Annotated in this window: 22 protein-coding genes and 1 pseudogene; 2 read left to right on the top strand and 21 right to left on the bottom strand. The window is 63.7% G+C overall.

Annotation, left to right across the window (positions count from 1 at the left end):
* Positions 1-86: 86 nt before the first annotated feature.
* From NKI35_RS03995 to NKI35_RS04055, 13 genes are all read right to left on the bottom strand, one after another.
* Positions 87-1,181, bottom strand: a complete 1,095-nt coding sequence (locus NKI35_RS03995; protein WP_023682011.1) for a hemolysin family protein — start codon at positions 1,179-1,181, stop codon at positions 87-89.
* 28 nt (positions 1,182-1,209) lie between these two features.
* Complete coding sequence (ybeY, locus tag NKI35_RS04000) at positions 1,210-1,716, bottom strand: rRNA maturation RNase YbeY (protein WP_352738692.1); 507 nt, start codon at positions 1,714-1,716, stop codon at positions 1,210-1,212.
* Positions 1,717-1,733: 17 nt separating this feature from the next.
* A complete protein-coding gene (locus NKI35_RS04005) occupies positions 1,734-2,726 on the bottom strand; it encodes a PhoH family protein (protein ID WP_027049340.1) in 993 nt (330 codons plus the stop codon).
* Positions 2,727-2,809: 83 nt separating this feature from the next.
* Positions 2,810-4,219, bottom strand: a complete 1,410-nt coding sequence (gene miaB / locus NKI35_RS04010; protein ID WP_352738694.1) for a tRNA (N6-isopentenyl adenosine(37)-C2)-methylthiotransferase MiaB — start codon at positions 4,217-4,219, stop codon at positions 2,810-2,812.
* 76 nt (positions 4,220-4,295) lie between these two features.
* On the bottom strand, positions 4,296-5,096 hold the full coding sequence (olsA, locus tag NKI35_RS04015; protein WP_352738696.1) for a lyso-ornithine lipid O-acyltransferase: 801 nt from the start codon (positions 5,094-5,096) through the stop codon (positions 4,296-4,298).
* Positions 5,097-5,124: 28 nt separating this feature from the next.
* Positions 5,125-5,619 (bottom strand): ribosomal protein S18-alanine N-acetyltransferase, encoded by a 495-nt coding sequence (gene rimI / locus NKI35_RS04020; RefSeq protein ID WP_352651268.1) that lies wholly within the window; start codon positions 5,617-5,619, stop codon positions 5,125-5,127.
* On the bottom strand, positions 5,619-6,296 hold the full coding sequence (gene tsaB, locus NKI35_RS04025; RefSeq protein WP_023669541.1) for a tRNA (adenosine(37)-N6)-threonylcarbamoyltransferase complex dimerization subunit type 1 TsaB: 678 nt from the start codon (positions 6,294-6,296) through the stop codon (positions 5,619-5,621). Before tsaB ends, rimI begins: the two co-directional genes overlap by 1 nt.
* A gap of 107 nt (positions 6,297-6,403) precedes the next feature.
* The gene (locus tag NKI35_RS04030) at positions 6,404-7,519 is read right to left on the bottom strand and encodes a DUF1513 domain-containing protein (protein WP_352738699.1); all 1,116 of its coding nucleotides are present in this window, start codon (positions 7,517-7,519) and stop codon (positions 6,404-6,406) included.
* A gap of 3 nt (positions 7,520-7,522) precedes the next feature.
* Entirely contained in the window at positions 7,523-8,602 is a 1,080-nt protein-coding gene (locus tag NKI35_RS04035; RefSeq protein WP_352738701.1) for an imelysin family protein, read from the bottom strand.
* Entirely contained in the window at positions 8,602-10,191 is a 1,590-nt protein-coding gene (locus NKI35_RS04040) for a di-heme oxidoreductase family protein (protein WP_352738704.1), read from the bottom strand. Before NKI35_RS04040 ends, NKI35_RS04035 begins: the two co-directional genes overlap by 1 nt.
* A 12-nt stretch (positions 10,192-10,203) precedes the next feature.
* Complete coding sequence (gene bfr, locus NKI35_RS04045; RefSeq protein WP_352738706.1) at positions 10,204-10,689, bottom strand: bacterioferritin; 486 nt, start codon at positions 10,687-10,689, stop codon at positions 10,204-10,206.
* Positions 10,655-10,966: a (2Fe-2S)-binding protein gene (locus tag NKI35_RS04050; protein ID WP_023669536.1), complete on the bottom strand. Its 312-nt coding sequence runs from the start codon at positions 10,964-10,966 to the stop codon at positions 10,655-10,657. Before NKI35_RS04050 ends, bfr begins: the two co-directional genes overlap by 35 nt.
* 59 nt (positions 10,967-11,025) lie before the next feature.
* Positions 11,026-12,318, bottom strand: coding sequence for an imelysin family protein (locus NKI35_RS04055; protein WP_352738956.1), 1,293 nt, complete (start codon positions 12,316-12,318; stop codon positions 11,026-11,028).
* A gap of 492 nt (positions 12,319-12,810) precedes the next feature.
* Here NKI35_RS04055 and NKI35_RS04060 point away from each other — a divergent pair, with 492 nt between their 5' ends.
* Positions 12,811-14,064: an NAD(P)/FAD-dependent oxidoreductase gene (locus NKI35_RS04060; protein ID WP_023711442.1), complete on the top strand. Its 1,254-nt coding sequence runs from the start codon at positions 12,811-12,813 to the stop codon at positions 14,062-14,064.
* A gap of 121 nt (positions 14,065-14,185) precedes the next feature.
* Here the strand turns inward: NKI35_RS04060 and NKI35_RS04065 are convergent, their stop codons facing one another.
* Positions 14,186-15,463, bottom strand: coding sequence for a 4-aminobutyrate--2-oxoglutarate transaminase (locus NKI35_RS04065; RefSeq protein ID WP_352738708.1), 1,278 nt, complete (start codon positions 15,461-15,463; stop codon positions 14,186-14,188).
* A gap of 195 nt (positions 15,464-15,658) precedes the next feature.
* Between NKI35_RS04065 and NKI35_RS04070 the strand changes: the two are divergent.
* Positions 15,659-16,440 (top strand): annotated as a pseudogene (locus NKI35_RS04070) (efflux RND transporter permease subunit); the annotation flags it as partial.
* Positions 16,441-16,451: 11 nt separating this feature from the next.
* On the opposite strand, the gene NKI35_RS04075 reads toward NKI35_RS04070, so the two are convergent.
* The 7 genes from NKI35_RS04075 to NKI35_RS04105 all read right to left on the bottom strand — a co-directional run bounded on the left by NKI35_RS04075 (position 16,452) and on the right by NKI35_RS04105 (position 23,609).
* Positions 16,452-16,790 carry a DUF2185 domain-containing protein gene (locus tag NKI35_RS04075; protein WP_023696743.1) on the bottom strand — a complete coding sequence of 113 codons (339 nt, stop codon included), beginning with the start codon at positions 16,788-16,790 and terminating at the stop codon, positions 16,452-16,454.
* 38 nt (positions 16,791-16,828) lie between these two features.
* A complete protein-coding gene (locus NKI35_RS04080) occupies positions 16,829-17,578 on the bottom strand; it encodes an ABC transporter ATP-binding protein (RefSeq protein WP_023669527.1) in 750 nt (249 codons plus the stop codon).
* A complete protein-coding gene (locus tag NKI35_RS04085) occupies positions 17,575-18,411 on the bottom strand; it encodes an ABC transporter ATP-binding protein (protein WP_023821516.1) in 837 nt (278 codons plus the stop codon). The genes NKI35_RS04080 and NKI35_RS04085 overlap by 4 nt, the downstream gene beginning before the upstream one ends.
* Positions 18,412-18,421: 10 nt before the next feature.
* Positions 18,422-19,342, bottom strand: a complete 921-nt coding sequence (gene nikC, locus NKI35_RS04090; RefSeq protein WP_023682024.1) for a nickel transporter permease — start codon at positions 19,340-19,342, stop codon at positions 18,422-18,424.
* Positions 19,339-20,406: an ABC transporter permease gene (locus NKI35_RS04095; protein ID WP_023669524.1), complete on the bottom strand. Its 1,068-nt coding sequence runs from the start codon at positions 20,404-20,406 to the stop codon at positions 19,339-19,341. Before NKI35_RS04095 ends, nikC begins: the two co-directional genes overlap by 4 nt.
* A gap of 19 nt (positions 20,407-20,425) precedes the next feature.
* Positions 20,426-22,069, bottom strand: a complete 1,644-nt coding sequence (locus NKI35_RS04100) for an ABC transporter substrate-binding protein (RefSeq protein ID WP_023738171.1) — start codon at positions 22,067-22,069, stop codon at positions 20,426-20,428.
* A 262-nt stretch (positions 22,070-22,331) separates the two neighbouring features.
* Complete coding sequence (locus NKI35_RS04105) at positions 22,332-23,609, bottom strand: lytic murein transglycosylase (RefSeq protein ID WP_352738710.1); 1,278 nt, start codon at positions 23,607-23,609, stop codon at positions 22,332-22,334.
* Positions 23,610-23,670 lie beyond the last annotated feature (61 nt).

Raw genomic sequence — 23,670 nt, forward strand, 5'->3', positions numbered from 1 at the left:
GTGGCGCTCCCATGAAGAACCTGGCCCATAGCGCATCCTTTGATTCGGACGAAAAGTATGCGCCATCAAAGCCTGGGATCAAACACCTAGGCCTGCTCCGTGCGGGGGGCGGTCACGCGGCGGCGACGCTCGCCCTTCTGGTTCTGGACGATGCGCACCCGCTTGACGCGGCGCGGATCGGCGTCGAGCACGTGGAATTCGAAGCCGGGGATGGCTTGCACAACCTCACCACGCGCGGGCACGCGACCGAGCGTGTTGAAAATCATGCCGCCGATCGTGTCGACATATTCACCATGCTCACCGGCGGTAAAGTCCTCGCCGATCATCTTGGCGACCTCGTCGATCTCGGCCTTGCCGTCGACGACGAACACGCCCTCGCCGGTCTGGGTGATCAGCGGCTCGTCCTCGTCATGCTCGTCCTCGATATCGCCGACGACCATCTCGACGATGTCTTCCAGCGAGGCGAGACCATCGGTGCCGCCATATTCGTCGATGACCAGCGCCATCTGGGTTCGCGTCGTCTGCATATGGCCCATCAGGTCGGAGGCAAGCATCGAGGGCGGCACGAAAAGCACCGGGCGGATCAGATTGAGGTCGCCGATGGTGCGGCCGAGATCGACCTGGGCGAGGTCGAGAAGCGTCGTTGCCGGCGTCTTCCTGGATGTTCTGCCCTTCTTGACCCGGGCGACCTTGGTGATGTGGGCCAGCACGTCGCGGATGTGAACCATGCCGCGCGGATCGTCGAGCGTCTCGGAATAGACCGGCATGCGGGAATGGCCGGACTGCTCGAACAGACCGAGCAGATCGCCCAACGTCGTGGTGATCTCGACGGCCTCAATATCGGCGCGCGGCACCATGACGTCCTCGACGCGTACCTCGCGCAGGCGCAATATGTTGTTGAGCATGGCGCGTTCGCCGGGCGAGAAAGACCCGGCATCGCTGGTCGTTTCGGCAAGCGCGCCGGCGATTTCCTCGCGCAGGCTGGTGCCGTTCCGCTGCCTGAAAAGGCCCAAGACGCGGTCGAACAGGGACGGACCGGCAGGCGATGGCTCGCTGGCAATACTACCAGAAGCGGGGCTGCCGGAACTGGGACTCGGACTCGATCCCTCTTCCGTCGTATCGGAAGGCTTTGTCGCACTGCCAGCCTCGGGGCGGGCGGCAGTTTCTGGTTTGTCGTTCATCGTCGTCCGGTCAATTGGTCTTTTGTCATTACGTGTAGGGATCGGGAATGGCAAGCCTTGCGAGCGCTGAGCGCTCGATGGCTTCCATCTCCTCGGCCTCTGCATCGGTCTCGTGATCGTAGCCCAGTAAATGCAGCAGGCCGTGGATGACGAGATGGGTGATATGGTTCTCGAAGGGCTTGTCTTCCAGGGCTGCTTCGCGCGCCACCGTTTCGGCGGCGAGCACGATGTCACCCAGCATCGGCGGCAGCTTGCCACCCCTGGGGAACGGAAAAGCCGGGAAAGACAAGACGTTGGTCGCCTTGTCCTTGCCGCGCCAGCCGGCATTGAGGGTACGGATATGGGCATCGTCGGAAAAGACGATGCTGAGTTCGGAAGGACCGGCAGCAGCGGTTTCGGCAAAGGCAGCCGACACGGCGCGATCGACCAGACGCGTCAGCGCCGCCTCATCGGGCCAGTCGCCGGCCTCGACCGACATATCGATCTCGACGGGAACCGAACTATCCCCGCCGCCAGGTCTTATGTCTTCAGGCATGAGCCCGCATCGTCACATCAGCTCTCGGCGCCGAGGCCGCGCGCCAGCTTGGCGTCGCGGTCATAGGCCCTGACGATTTCGGCCACCAGCGGGTGGCGCACAACGTCGACATCGTTGAAGCGCACGGTTACCGCGCCCGCCACGCCGTCAAGGACACGCAAGGCTTCGACGAGGCCCGACTTGGTGCTTGGAGGCAGATCGATCTGCGTCGGATCGCCGGTGACGATCATGCGCGAATTCTCGCCGAGGCGGGTCAAAAACATCTTCATCTGCATCGGCGTGGTGTTCTGCGCCTCGTCGAGGATGACGGCGGCATGCGCCAGCGTGCGGCCGCGCATGAAGGCCAGCGGCGCGATCTCGATGACCTCGGCGGCAATGGCGCGCTCGACCTTGTCGGCCGGCATCATGTCGTAAAGCGCGTCATAGAGCGGCCGCAGATACGGATCGACCTTTTCCTTCATATCGCCGGGCAGAAAACCCAGCCGCTCGCCGGCCTCGACCGCCGGCCGTGACAGGATGATGCGCTCGACCATGCCGCGTTCGAGCAGCATCGCCGCATGCGCCACCGCCAGATAGGTCTTGCCGGTGCCGGCCGGGCCAATGCCGAAGACAAGTTCCGAACGCTCCAGTGCCCGCATATAGGCGTCCTGGTTGAGCGAACGGGCATAGATCGTCTTCTTGCGGGTGGAGATCTGGGCGGCCGAAACCTTGCCCTTGCGTTCAAGCGTCGGCAGCGTCAGCTGGTCGTCGGCGGCAATCGCCATGCGCACGGCGCCATCGACGTCGGACTGGCCAATGTCGGTGCCCTTCTGGAGAATGCCGTAGAGATTGTCGAGTGCGCGGCGCGCCTGTTCGGCCGCCGAGGCCGAGCCCTTGATGGTCAACTGGTTGCCGCGCGAGCGGATGTCGACGCCGAGCTTCTGCTCGAGCCGGGCCAGGTTCTCGTCGAACTGGCCGTACAGGGCGCTGGCAAGCTTGTTGTTGTCGAAAGTCAGAACGATGTGCGCCATGTCAGAGGCCCCGGATGTCTGGTTCTGGGGCAGAGTCTTCACTTCAGCAGCGCTCAACCGTCTCTCCTCATCTGCCGAGGCCATCAAGCCAACTCGGCGAACAGGCTATTGTAGCCCGTCTTCGTGATTCGCACCCGGATAATGTCACCGATTTCGCCGGCCTTTTCATCAACAATAACCGGCTGCAGCCAGGGCGAGCGGCCGACCTTCTGGCCGGCCTGACGGCCGGCCTTCTCGATCAGCGTGTCGATGGTGCAGCCGACCAGGCTCAGGCCGAAATCCTGCTGTTGTTTCAGCAGCAGCGCCTGCAGGCGTTGCAGGCGCTCGTCCTTGACCGCTTCCGGCACGTGATCGGGCATATCGGCGCCCGGCGTGCCGGGACGCGGCGAATATTTGAACGAGAAGGCCGAGGCGTAGTTCACCTGGCGCACCAGACCCATCGTCGCCTCGAAATCCGCCTCGGTTTCGCCGGGGAAGCCGACGATGAAGTCACCGGACAGCGCGATGTCGCCGCGCGCAGCACGGATGCGCTCGAGCAGCGCCAGATAGTCCTTGGCCGTGTGCCTGCGGTTCATCGCCTTGAGGATGCGGTCTGACCCGGATTGCACCGGCAGGTGCAGATAAGGCATCAAAGCCGGGAGATCGCGATGGGCAGCGATCAATTCGTCGTCCATGTCGCGCGGATGGCTGGTGGTGTAGCGCAGCCGCGCCAGGCCAGGAATTTCGGCCAGCCGGAACAGCAGGCGACCAAGCCCCCATTCCATGCCATCCTCACCCTTGCCGTGCCATGCATTGACGTTCTGCCCCAGCAGCGTCACCTCGCGCACACCGGCATCGGCCAGCCGCTCGGCTTCGGCGACGATCTGCGCCACCGGCCGCGACACTTCCGAGCCCCTGGTATAGGGCACGACGCAGAAGGTGCAGAATTTGTCGCAGCCTTCCTGCACCGTGAGGAAGGCGGTGACGCCGCGCTTGATCATTTCGGCACGCTTCGGCTGCGGCAGATGCTCGAACTTGTCCTCGATGGCGTATTCGGTCTCGACGATCTTCTCGCCGCCGCGCACCCGGGCCAGCACATCGGGCAGCCGGTGATAGGTCTGCGGGCCGATGACCAGATCGACAGCAGGCGAACGGCGGATGATTTCCGCGCCTTCGGCCTGCGCAACGCAACCGGCGACGCCGATCAGCATTTCGCGCCCAACTGCTGCGCGTTCAGCCTTCATGTCGCGGATGCGGCCGAGCTCGGAATAGACCTTTTCCGCCGCCTTCTCCCTGATATGGCAGGTGTTGAGCAGCACCAGATCGGCGTCGGCGATGACATCGGTCGCGGTGTAGCCGTCGGCGGCCAGCGCATCGGTCATGCGCTGTGAGTCATAGACATTCATCTGGCAGCCATAGGTCTTGACGAAGACCTTTTTGGCCGGGGCGGACGCCGCAGCCGCGTTTTGCGCGACGCTGTCGGGGTCGTTCCGCTCTATCGTGTTCAAATCCATCCGGCGGCTTCTATCGCCTTTCCGTGACAAAAAACAGACGATTCTCGGGCATCGTCTCGTAGGCGCTCGGCCTGCGCTAGCGGCTCGGTCGGGGATCGGCGAGCGCGGCCTGCATCATGGCGCGCACCTGGCTTTCCATCATCCTCGACGTTTCCTTGCGGTTCGAGCCCTTGGAAAAGGCGATGGGCTCGCCGAAATGCACCTCGACGTCAATGGCGCCTTCGGCCATCAGCACCTTGAGATGCGGCATCAGGTCCTGATCGCCGATCCAGGCAGCGAGCGGCCGGTGCCGGCGGCCGAGAGGCACGCCGTGCACCCGCGTGTAGGCAATCGCCAGCGGCTGGATGAAGACCTGCTCGGCCGCGCCTTCCGAAATCGCCATCGAGGCGGCGCCGAACAAGGTGCTCTTGAACGGCAGGATGGTGTTGCCGTCGCCGGTAGAGCCCTCGGCAAACAGCACCATGGCGTCGCCCTTGGCCATGCGGCTGGCGATCTCGCTGGCCTGGTCGCCAGCTGTCCGCTTACGCTCGCGTTCGATGAAGACCGTACGCTGCAGTTTCGACAGCCAGCCGATCAGCGGCCATCCCTCCATGTCCGCCCGAGCGATGAAGGTCACATCGGCAAAGGAGGCCAGCACCATGATGTCGGTCCAGGAGATATGGTTCGAGGCGACCAGCAGCGGGCGCTCACTGGACAGCGCACCTTTGACATGGATGCGCAGGCCGAGCGTCCGGACGATGAGGCTGTGCCAGGCCTTCAGAATGACCGTCTCGCGCCAGATTCCAGTCTTCATCGACAGCAGCTGCAAAGGCACAAGGACCAGCGAACCGACGACAACGAGGCTCAGCGCCAGGAAAATCCTGATTTTTCCGATCATGCAGCTTGGCCCTGCCCCAAAACTTTGGCTAGCGAAGATCGCGGCGCATGACAAGCGCGCCGGTAGGACCATGTTCGGTCGAGCGGTAATAATTGGCGCGGTGGCCGACCTGGCGGAAGCCCAGCCGCCGGTAGAGGGCGATGGCAGCGACATTGGTCTCGTCGACCTCAAGGAACAGCGCCTCGGCGCGCTGCGCATGCAATTCGCGCAGCACGGCGTCCATCAATTGCCAGCCGAGCCCCTGGCGGCGATGCGAGCGCGACACCGCCACGGTCAGAATCTCGCCCTCGCCGGCTGCAAGCCTGGCCAGCACGAAGCCGACCGGCGGCTTGGCGCCCTGGCCGATTTCGCGCGCGGCATAGCCGAACACGGTTTCCTGTTCGAGCAACGCGGCGAACTCGCCATCGGTCCAGGGCCGGACGAAATCCTCGCGGTGCAGCACCGACGCTGCCGGGCTGTCGGCGATGGTCAGCGGCTCGAGCGCATAGTCCCTGCGGCGCGGCTGGAGGAAAGGGATGCGCATCACTTTTCCTGCCTCAACAGGATGAACCCGGCCTGCGCCTTGGCATCGGCGCCGCGCAGATAGAGTGGCTTCGGCTTGTCGCCCTCGCCTTTTGCAGCGGCGAGCCGGGCGTAGACGGCAATGTCGGCGGTGGCAGCCGTCGGGCCGATATCGAAATCGCGACCGGCCGCGGCTGCGATCTGCACGGCGGCCGTGCCGGCAAGCACCGGACGATTGTCCGCCGCCATTCCCGCGGCTTGCGCAAGTGTGGTCACCGCCGGACCATAGCGCAAAATCGCTTCCGCATCGTAAAGCGCGGCATGGATTTCCTCGCGGCCGGCATCGAGAGCGGCCAGGACCGGGCGGCCGGGAAATGCCGCCCTCGCCTCGGCCGCCAGCGCCTCCAGTGTCGTTACCCCGATCGCCGGGATCTTCAGCGCCAGCGCCAGGCCGCGCGCCGCCGAGACGCCCACCCGCAGGCCGGTGAAGGAACCCGGACCGATGGAGACCGCAACGGCGCCAAGGCCGGCATAATCGGTGCCGTCCGCTTTCAACGCTTCGTCAATGACAGCCATCAAGTGTTCGGCGTGGCCTTTGCCGAGATCGAGTACCGAGCGGCCGAGCTCTCTGCCGCCCGATGCGTCATAGACGCAAGCGGCGCAGAGATTGGCGGCACAGTCGATGGCGAGCAGTTTCATGGGCGACCGGTTCGAAAAACAGTCTCCCTCTGCCCGCCACGGCGCGCCGCCGCAAGAGCCAGCGCGTAAATTGTTAAGCGGCTTCGCTTCGGTGCAGGCCGGACGGCTTACGCCGCCGGCGCGATGCGCAGCATGTGGTTGTCCCAGACATAGTCGGGCTCGGAGCGCGTCGCGCCGCTGCCTTCGATGATTTCGCCGGCACCCGTGGTTGCCATGAAGCCCGGGCCGTCGGGCGCCAGGCCGCAGACCTCGACCAGCGCCTTGGTGGCGACGATCTTGCCGCTGGCGGCGTCGATGACGGCCAGCGAATTGCCTTCCGGCGAAGACACCGCGACCGTGCCGGCAATCGGGTTGGCGGCGACCGAGCCGATGTAATTCCGGAAGCCGGATAGCACGTCCTGCGGCATGTCGAGCAGCTGCAGCCCCTTGCCGCGCGTGGCGCGGCCGACCAGCGGTGGCCGCTCGGTGCCCGGCCCGCGGTACTGGCAGCCGAACCAGATGGTGCCTGTGGGGTCGGCATCCATGTGGCGAATCGACAGCTGGTGCAGAGCCGGCGGCAGTTCGTGCTTTTCGATGAGATCGCCGGTTGTGCGATCGACCAGCACATAGGACGGCTTCATGGTGGCGATGTTGAGCTCGGCGCGGCCATAGTCGGGATGGGTCTCGATGCCGCCATTGGCGATGGCGATCGTCCGGCCGTCTCCGAGCAGCAAGAGCTCATGCGGCCCCATGCCATAGGTCGGAAACTCGCCGATGCGGCTGAACTTGGCCCGTGCGTCGTAGATCCCGACGACGCCGGCGGCATTGTCGAAGTCATTCTCGGTGGCGTAGAGCAGCGCGCCGTCTGCGGAAAACACGCCGTGGCCGAAGAAATGCCGACCGGTGATGCTGGCGATGGTCAGCGGCGGCTCGCGGCCGGCATGGTCGAAGACCACGGCGAAGGTGCCGGGTTGCCGGGCGAAGACCACGGAGCGCTTCGAGACCGGATCGAAGGTGACGTCGTGGCCACGGTCGGGCAGGTCGATCGCATGCAATACTTTTCCGGCTTCCGACAACACAGCGGCGCCAAAGCTGCCGTCGCGCTTGACGAAGGCGGTGGCAAAGACGGCATCGGCGGCAAGCGTGTCCGCCCAGGCCCGCGGCGCCATTGACGCGACGAAGCCGGCGCCGGCAGCTCTGAGAAAATCGCGGCGGTCCATCAGCGGCGTGCGTGTCGCAACCATTGGTCAGTCCCCGTCCAGTGACGAAAAGCCGGCGGTCAGGCCGAACTCGGCGGTTAGCCGGGTGCCGATCAAGCCCGACAGGCTGGAGGTGATCAGCGCGAAATGTTCGAGTTTTCCGCGCTCCGCGGGATCGGCGAGCGTCTTGTCGATCCGACCCTGGATGGATTTGGCAGTGGCAACGCCATTGATGAGCTGGATATGGATGGATTCCGCCATCCATCTGCTATCCTCGGGCAGCGCGTCGCCGAGCTTCGAGGCCTGGAACAGCGCAACAATGCCGGAGAGGTTGCCGGCTAATGAAAGGCCGGTGTTTTGCGAGCGCCGGTAGATCGCTTGCCTCGGCTTGTCACCCTGCGGTTTGGCGCCGAGAAAACCTTTGAGGCGCACGTCGCGGACCATTTCCAGCTCGTTGATGAAGACGCCGACCAGTTCGGTCACCGCTTCGGTGCCGTCGCGGTAAAGCGCATTGTCGGGTCCGGGATTAGCCCACAAGGCTGCAAAACCGTCCGGTTTTTTCCAGGCCGCGTCGACATCGGCCGCCATGGTCTCGATGTTCTTGGCGACTGCCGCGCCATAGGCGCAGCGATAGGGCTCGTCCTTGCCGACGAGCGTCTCGGCGCCGTCGCCGTAAAGCACGAACTCAAGCGCCCCTAATCCCTGCATCGCGACACTCTTGCCCGCCAGCTGCGCCGGATCGGTGGCGGTCGGATCCTTGCCGGCCAGCGCCGCCTGCACCTGCTTCAGGCCGATGCTCTTTCGGTCCGGCCAGTAGAGCATGCGCTCCAGCCGGTTGTTCTCCTTGATTGGCCCGAAGCCGATGATTTCAGCCGACGACCAGGCTGCGACCGTGGCCGAGAATCCGGCATGCGCGGCATCGAGGTTGCCCTGCGACGGCGCCTGGCAGAGCGCGTCCATGGCCTTCGCCAAGGTGCCGGCATGGCCATGCAGGCTGGCATAGGCGGGGCGGACAAATCCGTCGATCGCTCTTTGAATGACATCGGAGGCTTTCACCGAGGCCGATACCGGGGACGCACCGAAAAGAGCCAATGGGAGGAGTAGAACAGGCAAAACCCGCTTGAGCATCAGAATGACTCCAGGAATTTGATGAGAGCATCGCGGTCGGCCGTATTGGCGGCGGCAAAGCGATCGCGCGCTTTCTGCCCCTCGCCGCCATGCCACAGGATCGCTTCGGCAAGCGTGCGCGCACGCCCATCATGCAGGAAGAAAGCGTTGCCGTTGACCGTCCCGGTCAGGCCGATGCCCCATAGCGGCGGGGTGCGCCATTCGCTTCCCGTGGCATCGCCCACCGCCTGGCCGTCGGCAAGGCCAGGCCCCATGTCGTGCAGCAGAAAGTCGGAATAGGGCCAGATCAGTTGGAACGCCTGCGCCTTGTTCCCGCGCATGGTGACGAATTTCGGCGTATGGCAGGCAATGCAGCCCATCTCGTAGAACAGCTTCTTGCCGGCGAGCACGGCGGGTGCGCCGACATCGCGCCGCGCCGGCACCGCAAGGTTCTGCGAATAGAAGGTGACGAGGTCCATCACCGGTGGTGGCGCCTCGATCGGGCCAAGCCGCTTCTGCACGCCGTTCGGCATTTCGAGGCAGGCCTTTTCAGCCGCGGTGCAATCGCCCCAGTGACTGGGCTCTTCCGGCGTCGAAATGCCGATATCGCCGGCAAAGGCGTCCGCCGCCTGCTGGCGGATCGACGCGGTCTGGGCCTTCCAACCGAAGCGGCCAAGCGTCAGTTGCCCACTGCTGAGGTCACGCACCATGTTGGGCTTGCCGGAAATGCCGTCGCGGTCGTCGGGATCGGCATGGGCAAGGATGTCGGCCGGCGCGATCTGTTCGATCAGGCCAAGGCCGATCATGGGCGGGGTCAGACGTGGCGACAGCGTGGTGCGCGGGTCAAGCGGGCCGTAGCCAAGCCCGTCGACCGAATAGCTCGGCTTGCGCAGCGAAACGATGCTACCGTCGCCGAGCGTGACCTTTTCCTCGCGATAATCGACATACATGCGGCCTTCGCCCTTGAGGCCGGGCACCGCCAGTTCCTGCAACTGCGTGCCGTAGACCGGATCGGGGAAGTTCAGCACCTTGTGCGCGGCGATCTCGGCCTTTTCCTCGGCCGTGCTCGCATCGCGCGCCAGCCGCAGGAACATCGACGTGGTGCGGCGGCCGGCGGCCGGCGGGCGGCCGCGGCCATCCTTCAAATGGCAATTCTGGCAGGCGCGCTCGTTGAACAGGGGTCCGAGACCGTCCGAGGCCTGGGTCGAGGATGGCGACGACACCCAGTTCTTGCGGAAAAGCGCATTGCCGAGCTTGAAATTGCCCTGTTCCTCGAAGGTGATGTTTTCAGACGGTTGCGAGAAGGCGTCGCGGTCGGCCTGCTTGCGCGACGTGCCGGCGCCGCCTTGCATCGTTTCGAAGGATTCGGGCTTGGAGAAATCCTGGGTTGGCCTGGTAACGGCAAGGACGCGGGACCGGTCCTTCGGCGTCAGGTCGGTGCGGCTCGTGGCGAGGCCGACCGGTTCCGACGATCCGGCCAGGGCCGGGGCCAAAATTGCCGCCAGGATTACAACCGAAAGCCCACGAAACGCCTGGCATCGCGGGTTTTTGAGGAGCAGCGGGCCGTTAGCCCGCCGCACGCGGCGCAGAATATCTAGGGGGCGCCGCATTCCTGCATGGTCCTATTCCGCCTCGTCCGCCGATGCGGCGTTGAGCTGGCCGTATTTTTCCTCGCCGATCGAGGCAAGGAGGTCGAGCTGCGTCTCGAGGAAGTCGATGTGACCTTCCTCATCCGCCAGCAATTCCTCGAACAGCTTCATCGTCACGTAGTCGCCGGCTTCGTTGCAGATCTCGCGCGAACGCTTGTAGGCGGTGCGTGCGTCATATTCGCCGGCGAGATCGGATTCGAGCACTTCCTTGACGTTCTGGCCGATGCGCAACGGCGCCACGGACTGCAAATTGGGATGCCCTTCGAGGAAGATGATACGGGCCACCAGCCGGTCGGCATGGTGCATCTCCTCGATCGATTCGGCGCGTTCCTTCGTTGCCAGCTTGGCATATCCCCAATCTTCGAGCAGGCGGAAATGCACCCAGTATTGATTGACGGCGCCAAGCTCCAGGAACAGAGCCTCGTTAAGCCGCTCGATGATCTGCGGTTCGCCTTTCATGGATTCTGCTCCCATATTGGACGCGCAGGCCTCTGACGCGATCCAGGTGTGAAACGATGTCCACGCCGCTCGCCTCCGAACGGGTGTGGTAATTTTCGGTGACCCGAATGATCGTTTCGACCACATTTGGGAAGCAGCCGCAACAGCGACCGCGCTTTTGCATCGTGTGATAGACCTTCGCCGGCACGATCAGCTGCCAGGGGTCCTGATCCAGCAGATCGACGATCGTCTGCTCAATCTCCTTTTCGGTGATGATGTTGCAATGGCAGATCAGCATGGATTGGCTCTGGCTGACGGCGCCCCTCCGCGCCGTTTGGCTGGTAGTTGGTTGGGGTGCTACTTGAACACCTTGTCCGGTGCGTCGAGGCTGTCGGACCCCTCGAAGGCTATGTTGTTCAGCTTCAGCGCGCCGACGGCGCGTTCGATCGACTTGGTCTGGTCGACCAGCGCGTCGATTGCCGCCTGCACGGTAGCATTGCCTTCGGTGTTGCCCTCGGCGATCTGCTGGTCGTAGGCCTCGCCGGCCACTTCCCGCGCCTTGATCGCCTCCATCTTTGCAACCGAGACATCGAGCTTGTCGGACAGTTCCTTGTCGATCGCCGGATCGGCCGCCTTGACCATATCGTGCACCGACGGGCCTGAAACGACGGTGCCGTCGATGCGCGTGTAGCTGGCGAGATAGGCGGCGCGGATGCCGATGGCGTCATAGAGATGCGAGTTGTAGGTATTATCCGAGAAGCAGTCGTGCTCCTCTTCGGGATCGTGCAGCAGCAGGCCGAGTTTCATGCGCTCCCCGGCCAGTTCGCCGTAGGACAGCGAGCCCATGCCGGTGAAGATCACCGAGATAGCGGTGTTCGGCTGGCCATCGACGAGGTTCTTGCGGGCGGCGCCGTCTTCCTTCCAGTTGCCGACCATCTCCTGCAGGTCGGAGACCAGAAGATCGCTGGCCGACTTCAGATACTCGGCCCGGCGATCGCAATTGCCGCCGGTGCAGTTCTTGAGGTCGTAGTCGGTGTACGGACGCTCGCCGGCGCCCGGGCCGGTGCCGTGCAAATCCTGGCCCCAGAGCAGGAATTCGATGGCGTGATAACCGGTGGCGACATTGGCCTCGATGCCGCCGGCCTCCTGCAGCGTGCCGGCGAGGAACTCCGGCGAAAGCTTCGAGGCGTCGACCTTCTTGCCGTCGATCTCGATGTCCTTGTTGGCGACGACATTGGCGGTGTAGAGCGCGTTGGCGTCGGACTCGGTGCCGTAGCTCTTGGCGACGTAGTCGATCAGGCCTTCGTCGAGCGGCCAGGAGTTCACCTTGCCTTCCCAGTCGTCGACGATCTTGTTGCCGAAGCGGTAGACCTCGGTCTGCTGGTAGGGCACGCGCGACGCCTTCCAGGCATCGCGGGCGGCATTCAGCGTGTCCGCCGACGGGTTGGCAAGCAGCGCGTCGACAGCCTTGTCGAGCGCCTGCGCCGTGGTCAGCGAATCCTCGTACTTGGCCAGCGCGATGTCGGAATAGGTCTTGATGACCGCCTTGGCATCGATCTCCGCCGCCTTGGCCGGCAGGATGAAAACCGCCGCCGTCAACATAGCCGTGGCACCGATCGCAGCCAGTCTGCCGCCATATCGCGCTGTCATCATCAGTCTCCAGTTCAAAGGGGATTCGGTAAAAGGCGCGCGTGCCAAACGGTGCCGGGACATAGGCATGCCGTAGGACACCACAGATGCCGCGCCGTTGCGCGGCTCACGGAAGAAAGACACCAAATGCCTCCAATCGAACGGGTTCAAGGCCCAAACATCAAAGGGGTGCGCTGACGCGCGAGCCTCCATAAAACGATGGCGAGGCCGGAAGTCAACTGGTCAACCCTAGAAAATTCAATTGAAACAACAGTTTAGAATTATTCTAAACTGGGACTGTCAACTTTCAATCGTATAGCCAGCAGCCAAGGTGAGAGACGCCGCGATTGACAAGCGACCGTTCCGGGTGCGACCCGGACCGGGGCTCTTGCGACGGCGGCAGACAATCGCCATCTGGCGGAACGGCTCACAATCAAAACATGATGTCGTCCGAAAACCGCTTCACACTTTTCGGCATCATGCTCCAGATTTGAAACAGGAATTCGGGTTGCGATGAAGAACGGGGTCGTCATTGTCGGTGCGGGTCATGCGGGCGTGCAAGCGGCCGCCAGCCTGCGCGAGGAAGGCTATGACGGGCCTGTCATCCTGATCGGCGACGAAACCGATCTGCCCTATCACAAGCCACCGCTGTCGAAGACCTTCATCAAGGACGCCGATGCCAAGCCGCAACCCTTGCGCGGCGAGGCCTTTTACACCGGCAGCGCCATCGACTTCAGGCCGGGCGTCCGAATCGACAGCATCGATACGGCAGGCCGCAAGCTGGACATAGCAGGCGGCGGCGTGCTGCCGTTCGACCGGCTCATCCTGGCCACCGGTTCGCGGCCGCGGCTCCTGCCGCTGCCGGGCGCCGACCTCTCGGGCGTGCTGTCGCTGCGCTCGATCGCCGATGCGCGGCTGATCCGCCAGCTCAGCGCCCAAAGCGAAGACGTGGTCATCCTCGGCGGCGGCTTCATCGGGCTGGAGATCGCGGCTACGCTGAGGGCCGCCGGCCGCAACGTCACCCTGGTCGAGGCTGTCGACCGGCTGCTTGGCCGCGCCGTGGCGCCGGTGGTGGCGAGCCATGTCCGTCAACGGCTGGAGGCGATCGGCGTGCGTATCCTCACCGGCACCACCATTGCCAGGTTGGAAGGCGAAAACGGCCATGTCTGCGCCGCCATCACCTCCACCGGCGAAAGGCTGCCCGCGCGCATGGTCATCGTCGGCATCGGCGCCGTGCCGAATGTCGAACTTGCTCAGGCTGCCGGACTGACTGTCGCCAGTGGCATCCGCGTCGACCAACAGATGCGCACCTCAGTGCCTGATATTCTGGCCATCGGCGACGCCGCTTCCTACCGCCACTGGTCGACCGGCGGCGACGTGCGGCTGGAATCAGTGCAGAACGCCACCGACCAGGCGCGGCTTGCCGCACGCACGATCACCGGCCATACGGACGCCTATGCGGCGGTGCCGTGGTTCTGGTCTGACATCGGCGACATGAAACTGCAGATGGTCGGGCTGACCTCGGGCGGCGACAGCCATGTCGTGCTGGGCGACCTCGCTGAGAACAAGTTCTCGATCTACCACTATGCTGGAAGCCGGCTGCTCGGCATCGAATCCGTCAACAGGCCGGGCGACCATATGCTGGGCCGCAAGATGCTCGGGGCCGGGTTTTCGCCGATGGCGCAGACGATTGCTGAGGGACCTGACGGGCTGAAGGCTGCACTGGCAGCGTTCCAGCAGGATGAGCCGGCACGGGCTGCGGGCTAGACGCACTTACCCTCCCCCTTGTGGGGAGGGTCGCTGCGAAGCAGCGGGGTTGGGGTCGGCGCGAGGCCCCCCACCCGGACCTGCGGTCCGACCTCCCCACAAGGGGGAGGTAGGGTTTGCGCTAGGCAGCGCAGACTTCGCGGATCGAGCTTTCCAGAATGTCGAGCGCCTCGTTCATGACATTGTCCTGGATGGTGATCGGAGCCAGGAAACGGATGACGTTGCCGTAGACGCCGCAGGTCAGCAGGATCAGTCCCTTGTCGAGCGCCTTCAGCCGGATCGCATTGGCGATCTCGGCCGACGGCAGGCCCTTCTTGACGTCGTTGAACTCGACCGCGTTCATGAAGCCGAGACCCCTGATGTCGACAATCTCGGGCACGTCGTCGCGGATCGACTGCAGCCGCTGCTTCAGCCGGGCGCCCAGCGTATTGGCGCGGTCGCACAGCTTTTCGTCCTCGATGACGTCAAGCACGGCGTGTGCTGCGGCGACACCGATCGGGCTGCCGCCATAGGTGCCGCCGAGCCCGCCAGGACCGGGCGCATCCATGATGTCGGCGCGGCCGGTGACCGCCGCCAGCGGGAAGCCGCCGGCCAGGCTTTTCGCCATGGTGGTAATGTCGGCCGCGACCTCATGATGATCCATGGCGAACATCTTGCCGGTGCGGGCAAAGCCGGTCTGCACCTCATCGGCGATCAGCAGCATGCCGTGCTGGTCGCAGAGCTTGCGCAGCGCCGTCAGGAATTCGCGCGGCGCGTCGTAGAAGCCGCCCTCGCCCTGGACCGGCTCGATGATGATGGCGGCAACGCGAGCCGGATCGACATCGGCCTTGAACAGTTTGTCGAGTGCGGCCAGCGAATCGGCTGTAGACACGCCGTGCAGCGGCACCGGAAACGGCGCGTGGTAGACGTCGCCCGGCATGGCGCCGAAGCCGACCTTGTAGGGCACGACCTTGCCGGTCAGCGCCATGCCCATGAAGGTGCGGCCGTGGAAGCCGCCGGCAAAGGCGATGACGGCTTGGCGGCCAGTGGCGTTGCGGGCGATCTTAATGGCGTTCTCGACGGCTTCAGCGCCCGTGGTGACGAAGATGGTCTTCTTCTCGAACTTGCCGGGCAGCATGCCGTTCAGCCGTTCGGCCAGCCGCACATAGCTCTCATAGGGTACGACCTGGTGGCAGGTATGGGTGAAGCGGTCGAGCTGTGCCTTGACCGCCTCGATCACCCTGGGATGGCGGTGGCCGGTGTTGACGACGGCGATACCGGAGGAGAAATCGATGTATCGGCGGCCTTCTACATCCCAGATCTCCGAATTCTCGGCGCGGTCGGCATAGATCTGCGTCGTCATGCCGACGCCGCGCGAGATCGACTGGTTCTTGCGCTCAGAAATGGCTGCGTTCTTCATTTCGTCCCTCATCGGGCCGACGCCCGTTCTCGTTAGATGAATGCCAAGGCCTCTTCTGACCTTATTTCACGTTTTCCTCAAGTTGGCACCGCCGCCGGGCGATTGGGCCTGTCGTCGATGCGGACCACTTCGACAGACCGGTCTTAACCAGCCGACCGATACACGTACGGGGCAGTCCGTGACAGCTCACCCGTCACCGGGAACGGCGAAGCGATCCCGCTCGCTGCGGTCGCGAACTTCCGCTACGACCTCGAACGCCGACGATGTGGCGGCGCAACCGCATCCCGACGATCACCGTTCGCGCCGGCCTGGTCGGCGACGTGCTGCCGGCCACCGTCGTCAACGAATTGAAGCCGTCGGTCGACGCCTTCATCGCCAAACTGCCGACCGGCTATTCCGTTGCAACCGCCGGCTCGGTCGAGGAAAGCGCCAAAAGCCAGGGACCGATCGCAGCGGTGGTGCCGCTGATGCTGTTCGTGATGGCGACCATCCTGATGATCCAGTTGCAAAGTTTTCAGCGCCTGTTCCTGGTGGTGGTGGTGGCGCCGCTCGGCCTGATCGGCGTGGTCGCGGCCCTGGTGCCGAGCGGCGCACCGCTCGGCTTCGTCGCCATTCTGGGCGTCCTGGCGCTGATCGGCATCCTGATCCGCAACTCGGTTATCCTGATCGTGCAGATCGAGGATCTGGTGGCCGAGGGCCAAGACCGCTGGGAAGCCGTGATCGAAGCGACCGAGCACCGCATGCGGCCGATCGCGCTGACGGCCGCGGCCGCCAGCCTAGCGCTGATCCCGATCGAGCGCGAAGTGTTCTGGGGCCCGATGGCCTACGCCATGACGGGCGGCATCATCGCCGGCACGGCGATCACGCTGCTGTTCCTGCCGGCGCTTTATGTGACGTGGTTCAGGATCAAGGAGCCTAAGCAGGGGGACGAACCATCTGTTCCGGAGAACGGCGAACTGGCGCAAGACCCCGCTTAACGCTTTGCGGATCATTCGTTATCGTTAGAGGGTTCGGGGCGCGATTTCGCTCGCTGCCATGGCGATGATTTTGAGGTCCGCCAAGCATGCCAGCCTTTTGGCAAGTCGGCCAATGCCAGGATGCTTTCATCCTGCTGCACCACCTCTTGCAGGCCAACGAGCATTATCTCGCGTTCATCCCAATCTCGAGAGTCGCTGCTATAGAATTGCCAACTGCCGCCTTCATCGTTGTAGTTCTCGTCATCGTCAGCTTCATGCACAACGTATGCGATCCAGTCGCCCCGTTTGAATATGCTCTTGTCCGATAGCACCGCGACATTGGGCGGATCTGCAAACTTCCATTCTTCCATGGAATTCCCCAAGCGATTGTTCTGCGGAAGAAACTAGTTCACGCCGTCCGAACAAACCCCTCGCTCGCCCTAAGCAAATTGCGTGTGTAATCCTTCTCCACGCGGTGCCCGATCAGCTGGCCCGCCGTCAGGTTCTCCACCGCTTCGCCATTCTGCATCACCATCAGGCGCTCGCACATATGGGTGATGATGGCGAGGTCGTGGCTGACCATCAGGAAGGTCAGCTTGCGCCGACGGCGAACCTCTTCCAGCAGGTTGAGCACTTCGGCCTGCACCGAAGCGTCGAGCGCCGAGGTTGGTTCGTCGAGCAGCAGGATCGACGGTTCGAGGATGAGCGCCCGCGCGATCGCCACGCGCTGACGCTGACCGCCGGAGAGCTGGTGCGCGTAGCGGAAACGGAAACCGTTGCCTAATCCGACCTCGTCGAGGGCGCGCTGGATGCGTTGCTCGCCATCGGCAAAGCCGTGAATGGCGAGCGGTTCCTGTAGCAGGCGGTCGACGGTCTGACGCGGGTGCAGCGAACCATAGGGGTCCTGGAAGACCATCTGCACTTCGCGATAAAAAGCCTTGTCGCGGCGCGCTCCCAGCGTCTTGCCATTGACCGTGATAGTACCGGATGCGACAGGCACCAGGCCGGCAATGGCTTTGAGCAGCGTCGACTTGCCGGAACCGCTCTCGCCGACCAGGCCGAAGGATTCGCCGGACTTCACCTCGAGGTTCGCCCCTTTCAGCGCGCGAAAACGGTCGAACACCACCTCCAGCCCTTCAATCGAAATGGCTGGCGTCATGCCGCCCACTCCGGCTTGCGGTCGAGCACCGGCAGCGGGTGGCGTTCGTAACCGATCCTGGGCATGCAGTTGAGCAGGCCGCGCGTGTAGGGATGCTTGGCGTCGCGCAGCTCCGACGCCTTGAGCTGCTCGACCACCTTGCCGGCATACATGACGATGACGCGGTCGCAGAAGGAGGCGACCAGCCGCAGATCGTGCGAGATGAAGATCAGACCCATGCCGCGCTCACTGACCAAGCGGTCGAGGATGCCGAGCACATCGAGCTGCACGGTGACGTCGAGCGCCGAGGTCGGCTCGTCGGCGATCATCAGTTCCGGTCCGGCGATCAGCATCATTGCGATCATGGCGCGCTGGCCCATCCCGCCGGACACCTCGTGCGGGTGCAGGTCGAAGACACGCGAAGGGTCGCGGATCTGCACAGCTTCCAGCATGGCCAGCGCACGCTCGCGCGCCTCGGCCTTGGAGACCTTTTCATGCGTGCGCAGCGTCTCGACGATCTGGCGGCCGATGCTCATCACCGGGTCGAGCGAGTATTTCGGATCCTGCAGGATCATGGCGATGCGTTTGCCGCGCAGCGCCCGGCGCTGGCGGGCGGGTATGTCCAAAAGATCGATGCCGTCCAAGGCGAGCTTCTTGGCCGAAACCAGAGCCTGCGGCGGCGTCAGCCCCATGATGGCGCGGCCGGTCTGCGACTTGCCGGAGCCGCTTTCGCCGACAATGCCCAGCCGCTCTCGGCCGAGCGAGAAGGTGACGCCGCGCACCGCCTGGATGAGGCCGGTCCGAGTCGGGAAGGTGACGCGCAGGTCGTCGACATCGAGAAGTGCACCGCTCATTGGTCACCACTCATTGGTCGCCACTCCGGGGATCGAGCGCATCGCGCAGGCCGTCGCCAAGCAGGTTGAAGCCGAGGCTGACGATGAGGATGGCGAAGCCCGGCGCGCCGGCCACCCACCATTGGTCGAGCACGAAGCGGCGGCCGGACGCGATCATGGTGCCCCATTCCGGCAGAGGCGGCTGAGCGCCGAGGCCGAGGAAGCCGAGGCCGGCGGCGGTGAGGATGATGCCGGCCATATCGAGCGTCACCCGGATGATCAGCGAGGAGATGCAGAGCGGCATGATGTGGCGCAGCACGATGCGGAACGGCGAGGCGCCCATCAATTGCACCGCCTTGATGTAATCGGAATTGCGCACGGTCATCGTCTCGGCCCGCGCAATTCGAGCGTAAGGCGGCCACGAGGTGATGGCGATGGCCAGCACCGCGTTTTCGATCCCGGGGCCAAGGGCGGCGACAAAGGCCAGTGCCAGGATCAGCTTGGGGAAGGCGAGGAAGATGTCGGTAATGCGCATCAGAATGGCATCGGTCCAGCCGCCGGCATAGCCGGCGACGGTGCCGACCAAAAGGCCGATGGGGGCCGCTATCACGGCGACGAGAATGACGACATAGAGGGTCCAGCGTGAGCCAAAAAGAATGCGCGAATAGATATCGCGGCCGAGATCGTCGGTGCCGAACCAATGCGCCGCACTCGGCGCCAAAAGCCGGGCATTCTTGAGATCGCCGATAGTCGGCGAATAGGGCGCCAGCACATCGGCAAAGGCGGCGACCAGCAGCAGCGCGATGATGATGAGCAGGCCGAGAAACGCCAGCCGGTTGGCGGAAAAGCGCCGCCAAGCGACGTAGGCGCGGCCGAGCCGTGCCTGCATGCGCGAGGCCGGCCGATCGCTGAGCAGCCAATCGCGGCGCGTTTGGATTGCTTCGGCGCTCATCCTGTCTTCGTCCTCGGATCGAGCACCTTGTAGAGAACGTCGGACAGGAGGTTGATGCCGATGAACACCGAACCGATGACGATGGTGCCGCCGAGCACGGCGTTCATGTCGGCGTTCTGCAGCGAATTGGTGATGTAGAGGCCGATGCCGGGCCAGGAGAACACCGTCTCGGTCAGCACCGAACCTTCGAGCAGCCCGGCATAGGACAGCGCGATCACCGTGACCATCGGCACCGCGGCGTTGCGCAGCGCATGGCCCCAGATGATTCGCGTTTCAGACAGGCCCTTGGCGCGCGCGGCGACGATGTATTCCTGCGACAGCTCGTTCAGCATGAAGGAGCGCGTCATTCGGCTGATATAGGCGAGCGAGAAATAGCCCAGCAGCCCTGCCGGCAGGATGATGTGGCGGTAAGCGTCGTAGAAGACATCCCACTGGCCCTGCAGCGCGGCGTCGAGCAGGTAGAAGCCGGTGATCGGTGTGAATGTGTACTCGTAGACGATGTCGAGGCGGCCGGGAAAAGCTACCCATTGGAGCTTGGCGTAGAACAGGACAAGCCCCAGAAGCCCGATCCAGAAGATAGGCACGGAATAGCCAATCAGGCCGACAATGCGAACGATCTGGTCGATGAGACTGCCGCGTTTTACCGCTGCCAGCACGCCGAGCGGCACGCCGATCAACGAGCCTATCAGAGTGCCCAGCGTCGCCAGTTCGATCGTTGCCGGAAAGGCGCGGCGGATGTCGGTCATCACCGGATTGGTGGTCAGCACCGAGGTGCCGAAATCACCGTTCAGCGCATGCTTGAGATAGATATAGAATTGCTCGATCAACGGAAGATCGAGCCCCATCTCGCGGCGGGTGCGCTCGACGACATTGGCCGGTGCGCGGTCGCCGAGCACCGCCAGCACCGGATCGATCGGGATGACGCGGCCGATGAAAAAGGTCACCGCGAGCAGGCCGAGATAGGTGGTGACGGCGATGACCAGGAAGCGGCCGATCGCCAACAAGATAGCGACGGCGCGGGCGCTTCCCTGCCCCGCCGTCGCCTGGTTTTCAATCGCGCTCATCAGGGCGCGTCCGCCGGCGCTATTCCTTGGAGACCGGGCCGACGAAGTTGGTGTCGAAGCTCGGACCGAGCGCAAAGCCTTTCAGGTTTTTGCGCAGGCCTGCCACTTCCAATTGCTGGTGGATGATGACGAAGGGGCTGGTGTCGAGGATCGTCTTTTCAAGGCTCTTGTACATATCGGCGCGCTTGCCGGCATCCTTCTCCAGCAAGGCTGCTTCGGTCTGCTTTGTCAGGTCCGGGATGTCCCAGGCATTGCGCCAGGCCAGCGTCTTGGTCTTGCCTTCATCCGAATTGTCCGGGTTTGAGGCAAAGGTCTGGGCGTTGGAGTTCGGATCGAAATAGTCCTGGCCCCACTGGCCGATATAGATGTCATGATTGCGGGCGCGGTATTTGGTCAGCGTCTGCTTGCCGTCGCCCGGGATAATTTCCAGCTTGATGCCGGCTTGGCCAAGCGTCTGCTGGATCGATTCCGCCATGCCCGTGGTCGGCTGTCCCGTGCGTACGTCCATGGTTACGCTGAAGCCGTCGGCCAGGCCGGCCTTGGTCAGCAGTTCCTTGGCCTTGGCGACGTCGAACTTGAACGGATTTTCGTCCAGTTCGCCCAGCACGCCCTTGGGCAGGAAGGTCTGGTGAATCTCGCCAATGCCCTTGAGGATGGTCGTGCTCAGCGCATCGTAGTCGACCAGATATTTGAACGCCTGGCGAACCTCGGGCTTGGCGAGGTTCGGATTCTTCTGGTTGAGACTGATGTAAAAGACCGTGCCCTTCGGCGCGCTGGTCGTGGTGAGATCGGCATTCTTGGCGATGGCGTCGAGATCGTTCGGCTCGAGGTTGCGGGCAACGTCGATGTCGCCTGCTTCGAGCGCCAGGCGCTGTGCCGAGCTTTCCTTCATGTTGCGGTAGATGACGCGGGCGAGCTTGGCCTTCTCGCCATTGTAATTGTCGTTGCGCTCGAGCACGACGACCTCATTGGCCCGCCATTCGCGCAGCTTGTAGGCGCCGGAGCCGGCATAACCGGTCTTCAGGAAGGCGTTGCCGAAATCGTTGTCCCATTTGTAGTCGGCACTCGGTGTCACCGCGGCGACATGTTCCTTGACCAGCTTTGCGTCGACGACCGAAGCGACCGTTGCCGACAGGCAGTTTAACACGAAGCTCGGCGCATAGGCTTTGTCGACGGTGAATTGGAAGGTGGTATCGTCGACGGCCTTGGCCTTGTCGGCAACATTGTCGCCGTTGATGCCGAACTGGTTGATGATGAATGCCGGCGGCTTGTCCAGCTTGATGGCGCGCTCGAAGGAATAGGCGACATCGGCGGCGGTCAGTGGATTGCCCGAAGCGAACTTTAGGCCGGGCTTGAGCTTGAACGTATAGACCAGACCGTCGTCGGAAACGGTCCAGCTCTCGGCAAGGTCGCCCTTGACCTTGGAGGTGTCGCTGAGGTCGAGGCGGACCAGTAGATCATAGGTGTTGCCGGTGACTTCGGCGGTCGACAGTTCGAACGCCTCGCCCGGATCCATGGAGATGATGTCGTCGATGGCGAAACCTTCGACCAGCGTGTCGGCGGGCGTCACGGCGAAGGCGGGCGCAACGCCAATGAGCAGAGCGGACATGGCAGCACCTGCGAGCCAGACGCGCGAACGTAGAGCAAACTTTTCCATCATCATGATGATTGTTCCCTGTTTTGTTGATTGTTGACCCCGAGTTCCCGGCTCAGGGCTGCAGTAATTTTTTTCGCGGCCGGAGGACGACCGTTAGACCCATACCGTGTTGATTTTTTTCCAGTTGGTCAACACCCTATCCGGCAGCCCTCCAACCGGCAACGGGCATTTTGCGAGCCGGCATACTGGACCGGAATATGCTGTGCGCGTCGAAGCATGGGCGAGCCAATTGCAGCCGCCGATGGGGAAAAATCTGCTCTTTTCGGTGTTACTTGATGGCAGCAACCAGATCGGCGTCGGGGAAGCAGGTGGCGGGGCGGCCATTCTTTTCCTGCCAGCTGCCGATCGAGCGGCGGGTCTTGAAGCCGGGCAGGCCGTCGGCGCTGCCGACATCGTAGCCCTTGGCCTCCAGCGCCCGTTGCAGCGCGGCGATGTCGGAACGATGCAGGCCGCCAACCGCACCCCAGCTGCCGACGAAATCAGCATCGCCATGGGCGATGCGGTCAGCGCCATGGCCGATGAACAGGGCGTACAGGTCGCTGGTGTTGTACTGTTTCAGCACGTAGAAATTGGGCGTGGCGATGAAGGCGGGGCCGCTGCGTCCGGCCGGCATCAAAAGGAATCCTTCCGCTTTCAGTTCGCCGGCCGGAAAGGCTTTGCCGCCGACGCGGCTGATTCCCATCGCCGCCCAGGCTGAGATTTTCTTGCCCTGGTCGGGACCTTCGAGCGAGCAGGAAACGCTTTCCGGCACCGTCACCTCGAAGCCCCAGCCACGCCCCTTCACCCAGCCATAGTGGACGAGATAGTTGGCGATCGAGGCCAGCACATCCGGCGTCGAATTCCAGATGTCGGGGTGGCCGTCACCGTCGTAGTCGACGGCGTGCTTCAGGAACGAGGTCGGCATGAATTGCGGCTGGCCGAGCGCGCCGGCCCAGGACGATTTCATGGCGCCGACCGGCGCCAACCCATGCTCGACGATCTCGAGCGCCGCCAGCACCTCGGTGCGGGAGAAGTCCTTCTTGGTCGACATGAATGCCTTGGTGCCGAGCACCTCGAAGGCGTCGTAGGGCATTTTCGCCGCGCCGAAGCCGGTCTCGCGGCCCCAGATCGCCAACAGTATCTCGCCCGGGACACCGTAGCGCTTTTCGATCGCAGCCAGCGTCTTGGCGTTGGCCGCCTCGCGCGTGCGCCCACCTGACGTGACGGCGCGCACCGTCTTTTCGGCGAAATAGGCGCCGGGCGAACCGAACTCCGCCTGATGCTGCTTCTGCGGCGTGTTGGGCTTTTCGCCGGGCAGGACGAGGTCGGGCAGTTTGAGGTTCGGCTTCACGCCGTCGAAAGCGGCGTCGAAGGTGGATTTGGAGATGCCTTTGGTCTGGGCTTCCGGCCAGAGATCGGTTTGCAGCCAGGCGCGGAACTGGTCGTCGATTTTGGCGGCGGAGGCGGGGGCTACAAAAAGCAGGGCAACAAGGGATGCGAGAAGCGCAACGAGCGCCAATCCGAAAGATCCGCGTTCTGTCGCGCCCCCCTCTGTCCTGCCGGACATCTCCCCCTCAAGGGGGGAGATTGGCTGTCGCTTCGGTTTTCGCCAACCACCAGCGTTGAAA

It is taken from the genome of Mesorhizobium sp. M0676 (genome assembly GCF_040320535.1).
In the GTDB taxonomy this organism is placed as follows: Bacteria; Pseudomonadota; Alphaproteobacteria; order Rhizobiales; family Rhizobiaceae; genus Mesorhizobium.